The organism is Streptomyces sp. NPDC001508, from assembly GCF_040298665.1.
Lineage (GTDB): Bacteria > Actinomycetota > Actinomycetes > Streptomycetales > Streptomycetaceae > Streptomyces.
In genome coordinates, this window is sequence record NZ_JBEPAP010000135.1 from 1 (window position 1) to 3889 (window position 3889).

Consider the following 3889-nt stretch of genomic DNA (forward strand, 5'->3'; position numbering starts at 1 on the left):
AGTCGTTGGGAGCCTTGTCCGGTGAAGATGAAGGCGAGTCGGCCGCCGTCGGCTCGGCCGGTGATGATGCCCTGGGGTGTGCCGCCGCGGGCGAACTGCTTTAGGAGTTGGGTGCGTTCGGTTAGTGAGGTGCCGGTGGTGAGGACTGCGCGGTGTTCCATGGTGGTGCGGGTGGTGGCCAGGGCGTGGGCGATGTTTTCCAGTGGTGTGTCCGGCTCCAGGGTGGTGGACAGGTGGGCGGCGAGGTTGGCGGCCTGGTCGCGTAGTGCGTTCTCGTTCCGTGCTGAGAGGATCCAGGGGACTGTGGGGAGTTGGTGTCCGGGGCTGGTCTCGGTGGGTGGGGGAGTGGGTTCGGTGGCGGGGGCCTCCTCCAAGATCACATGCGCGTTCGTCCCACTCACCCCGAAGGAGGAGATGGCGGCGCGGCGGGGTCGGCCGGTGTCGGGCCACTCCTGCTCATCCGTGAGTAGTGCTACGTCTCCGGCGGTCCAGTCGACTTCGGGTGTGGGTTCGTTGATGTGGAGGGTGCGGGGGAGGGTGCCGTGGTGCATGGCCATGACCATTTTGATGATGCCGGCGACGCCGGCGGCGGCTTGGGTGTGTCCGATGTTGGATTTCACGGAGCCGAGCCACAGGGGGTGTTGGGGGTTGCGGTCCTGGCCGTAGGTGGCGATGAGGGCTTGGGCTTCGATGGGGTCGCCCAGCCGGGTTCCGGTGCCGTGGGCCTCGACCGCGTCCACGTCACGGGGTTCGAGTCCGGCGTTGGCGAGGGCCTGGCGGATGACCCGCTGCTGGGAGGGGCCGTTCGGCGCGCTCAGGCCGTTGCTGGCACCGTCCTGGTTCACGGCGGACCCACGTACCACGGCCAGCACGGGATGACCGTTGCGCCGCGCGTCCGACAGGCGTTCCACCAGCACGACTCCCACGCCTTCGCCCCAGCCGGTGCCGTCGGCGTCGGCGGAGAACGCCTTGCAGCGTCCGTCGGCGGCCAGTCCGCGCTGGCGGCTGAATTCCACGAACGGCGCCGGGGTGGCCATCACCGTGACGCCGCCCACCAGGGCGAGTGAGCATTCGTCGTTGCGTAGTGCCTGCGTGGCCAGGTGCAGGGCGACCAGCGACGACGAGCAGGCGGTGTCCACGGTCACCGCCGGGCCCTCCAGACCGAACGAGTAGGCGACACGACCCGAGACAACGGCGGTGGCCGTGCCGGTGAGCAAGTACCCCTCGGCGCCCTGCTCCGTGACGGTGTCGCCGCCGCTGCCGAGCGCGGCGCCGATGCCGTAGTACGAGGTCGCGGCCCCGGCGAAGACGCCGGTGCGGCTGCCGCGCAGCGACGACGGGTCGATGCCCGCCCGTTCGAACGCCTCCCATGAGGTCTCCAGAAGCAGGCGTTGTTGCGGGTCCATCGCCAGCGCCTCACGCGGCGAGATCCCGAACAGCGCCGCGTCGAACCCGCCGGCATCGTGGAGGAACGCCCCCTCTCGGGCGTACGAGGTGCCGGGGCGGCTCAGCTGCGGGTCGTACAGCTTCTCCAGGTCCCAGCCGCGGTCCTCGGGGAACTCGATCACCGCGTCACGGCTGGTGGCGACCAGGCCCCACAGTGACTCCGGCGAGTCGGCCCCACCGGGGAAGCGGCAGCTCATGGAGACGATCACGATAGGGTCGTTGTCCGCGGCCGTGCCCGTACCCATGGCCGCCGGGGACGTCGTGGTGTCGACCGCAGCAGAGCCGGTTCCACTCGGCCGCCCGGTGAGCAGGACAGTGAGATGGTCGACCAGGGCGCGGGGTGATGGGTGATCGAAGACCAGGGTGGTGGCCAGATGGAGGCCGGTCACCGCACGCAGACGGTTGCGGAACTGGACCGCGGTGACGGAGTCGAAGCCTAGCTCATTGAAAGCCCGTTGGGGCGCGACGGTGACGGTGTCCGTATGTCCCAGGACGCTGGCTGCCTCCCCTCGTACGAGGTCGAGAAGCGCGTGGTCACGCTCCTTGGGTTTCAGCGCGTACCACCGTCCGGCCCACGTGTCGGCGCTCGTGCTTGCCGCCGGGCCGCCGTCGACCGTGTCCGGTCCGGAGGCGGCCTTGCCCATATGCCCGGTGCCGTCGAGGGCGTCCCGGGCGTCTGGGACCTCGGTTATCAGCGGTCGGCTGCGCGCCACGCTGAGCGTGGGGGCGAACAACCGCCAGTCGATGTCGGCGACGGTGACGGCCGTCTCGTCCCGGTCGAGGGCCTGCTGCAGGGCTTGAACCGCCAGGTCGGGGGACATAGCGGGCAGTCCGATGCGCCGCAGCGCCTCCTCCGCGCCGCCGCTCGCCGCCAGCCCGCCGCCGCCCCACGTGCCCCAGGCTACGGAGAGCGCGTGGCGGCCGCGCTGCCGCCGGCGGAGGGCGAACGCGTCGAGGTGCGCGTTGGCCGCACCGTACGCTCCCTGCTCCCTGCCACCCCAGACACCGGCGGCGGACGAGAACAGGACGAAGACGCCCAAGTCCTTCGCCCCGTGGGCCTCCAGGGCCTCGTCAAGGTGGTGGACACCGAGCACTTTGGCGGCCCTGGCGTCCGCCAGGTGCTCGGCATTGGTGTCGACGAGCGTGACGGTCGGTGCCGTGCCCGCTGCATGGAACACCGAGACGACGGGAGTCCCCGTGGCGTCCAGTTCCGAGAACAAGGTGAAGACGGCGGCCCGGTCGCCGACATCACAGGCCACGATGTCGACACGGGCGCCGTCGCCCGCCAACTCGCGCAGCTCGTCGCGCAGTGCGGCGGCACCGGGCGCGGCATCGCCACGCCGGCCGGCGAGGACGAGATGCTGCGCACCCGAGGACGCTAGGTGCCGGGCGACTTGCGCACCCAGCGCCCCCGTGCCGCCGGTGATCAGTACGGTGCCGTCGCGACGCCACCTGGCCCCGTCCGCCCGCCCCGTCGACGCAGCCGGTGAGGGACTGACGGCGGTGGCGCGTACGAGACGCCGCACGTACACACCCGAGGATCGCACGGCGAGCTGGTCCTCGCCCCGGGCCGTGGCGGCCCCCGGCGCGGTGAGTAGTTTCGCCAGCCGGACGGCTGTGCGTTCGTCGCGAGTCTCGGGGAGATCGATGAGTCCGCCCCACCGATCGGCGTGTTCCAGGCCGGCGGTTTGCCCCAGACCCCACACCTGGGCCTGCCGCTCGTCGAGCAGTGGATCGGACCGCCCCACTGAAACGGCCCCCGACGTGACGCACCACAACGGCGCGGCAATCTCGGAGTCGGCCCACGCCTGTATGACAGCCAGCGTCGACAGGGCAGGATCGTCGGCACCGACCGGTCCCGCCGGCAGAGCGAGGCACGACAGGATGCCGGTCACAGCACCCTCGCTGCCGAGTTGTTCGCTGAACTCCCGGGCCCGGACGACGCGTTCCGCCGCTGCGACGGTGACAAACCGGACGCGCGCTCCTGCCCTTTTGAGTTCCGAGGCGGCGGTGGCGATCCACGGGGACGCGGCCGCGTCCTCGGGTACGACCAGCACCCAGTGAGCCGCACCCGTCGCCGCTTCCTCCCGGTCACCCGACACCTGCGCCGGCCGCCACACGACGTGGTAGCGCCATGAGTCGAGCGTCGCCTTCGTCCGCTGCGCACGACGCCAGTCCGACAACAGTGACAGGGCTGGGCGCAACGTCTCCTTGGAGTCGGCGGACGACGTATCCCCGAGCGTGAGCATCTCGGACAACGCGTCCAGATCTTCGTGCTCGACCGCGTTCCAGAACTCCGACTCCACCGGAGCGTGCCCGGTTGTGTCGGTGGTGTGGGGGGTGTTGAGCCAGTGGTGTTTGTGTTGGAAGGGGTAGGTGGGGAGGGGGGTGTGGGTGGTGGTGTGGGGGTGGGGCCAGGTGGTGGGTTGGCCGTGGGTCCAGG

1 protein-coding gene is annotated in these 3889 nt (G+C 70.8%); it reads right to left on the reverse strand.

Translation table 11 applies throughout. The annotated features are described in order from the left end of the window. The coding region (locus ABT245_RS45580) for an SDR family NAD(P)-dependent oxidoreductase (protein WP_351746986.1) at positions 1-3889 on the reverse strand (3889 nt) is incomplete at both ends.